The organism is Oleiphilus sp. HI0128, assembly GCF_001635365.1.
The window spans coordinates 1-1,512 of sequence record NZ_LWGG01001192.1 but is presented as its reverse complement, the minus strand read 5'-3'; the positions used below and the strand labels follow the sequence as shown (position 1 = coordinate 1,512).

1 protein-coding gene is annotated in these 1,512 nt (G+C 44.1%); it reads right to left on the bottom strand.

The window, feature by feature from the left end:
* Positions 1-193: 193 nt before the first annotated feature.
* Positions 194-1,512, bottom strand: a 1,319-nt coding sequence (locus A3763_RS20080; RefSeq protein ID WP_082880531.1) for a cation transporter, incomplete at its 5' end; no start/stop codon positions are given.

Genomic DNA, 1,512 nt, shown 5'->3' with positions numbered 1-1,512 from the left:
AATAGGCGCAGGCAATTTAACCTTTAGCCCTGCTTGAGTGATGGTGCGAACAGGTTTCCCAAACTGCATAATGACGGCAGCTTCATTTTCTTTCACCACTACCAGACAAGTCGTCAGCAGGTAGCCCATGATTATCAGGACTCCAAGAATCCAGGAAACTCTTTTCACACTCTTAACCTCATGTATTAGAAAGTTAGCGACGATCGTTTTGCGGTAACCATAATCGAAGCTGCTGATTGGAAATCTTTGGGTCTATCACAGTAAGTTGTTTACCCTGAACTTGTTTTGCTAAGTTATTTTGACGGCTCTGATAATGAAGCGCTTCGGTTTGGCTCTGAAATAAACTTTGCAAAGGCAAGTATCGATTGATATCTCCCTCGGCACGCTCTATTTGTTCTGCCTTCGTTGCTTGAGCCCGATTAACTTCTCCTAAGGCTTTTGCATTGGCATTCGCCAAATCTTCCTGGCTTTTGGAGTCAGCACTCAATTTAGCCTTTAGCATCTTTTGATAAGCATTGAATCTTTTCCAGTGCGAATCGACGACACTAGGAGGAGCTTTAATAGATTGGATATGAGAGCGAATGTAACGAAGCTCCAAACCGGAAGCAGATAGGTCTTCACGTATCAGCTTATTTAGTCGACTCTCTAAAGGCTTTCTCGGCCCATTAAGTAAAGTCAGGTACTCGTTCTCTGCCGCAAGCGTAAGCAAAGCAGATTCTGCATAGCCGCCAAGGATATCCTTTTGAACTGCCGGATCGAGCAACAACTGATGGTAAGGTTCCAGCGAGAAGTGCAGCTTTAGATTAATATCGACCAGGTTTTCATCACGGCTTAGGAAGAACTCTCCTTCGCCTTTCACCTGAGGACTTTTTCCATCAATTTTGTTTTGCCACAGACCGCTGGCAACAGAACTTTCTTGCTCTATATTCTTACGGGCACTATCGGTATCAACACTCAAAATATTACGGTCTTGAAGAATGACTAGCCCTCCAAGCGGCCAAGGAGCCTTATAGTATAAACCTGGAGACAAGTGCTCATTATCAAAATGATGCAGGAGGTGGCCATAGGCAACGTGCCCGTGAGGCACTATACGAAAGCCACTCAGTAAATATGCAGTGCCCAGCAATGCAGCAAATATCGCCAGGTTTGCAGGTTTTCTAAGCTGTTTAGAATGATGCTGGAGGTGCTGAACCGACGGCATATCCATCAGTTTATCCATCAACGATACTTGCTTCAGCTCTGCACCGGTAAGCAAACTCTTAATACCCGAAATCAAAAGCTCAAGGCCGGCTATCGTAACCATCACAGCAATAATCACTGCGACAATCTCATCGAGGTAGATACCTATCATTGTACCTATCAATGAAAGCAAGACCGCAATTGAAGAAAATACATCGAGTTGACTATGATAACCATCCGCCACCAGAGCCATGGAGTTAGTTTCTTTACCTACCCAGGTTTTTAAACGAGACATTAACCAAGCAATCGCTATACATAACAATATACCTACGA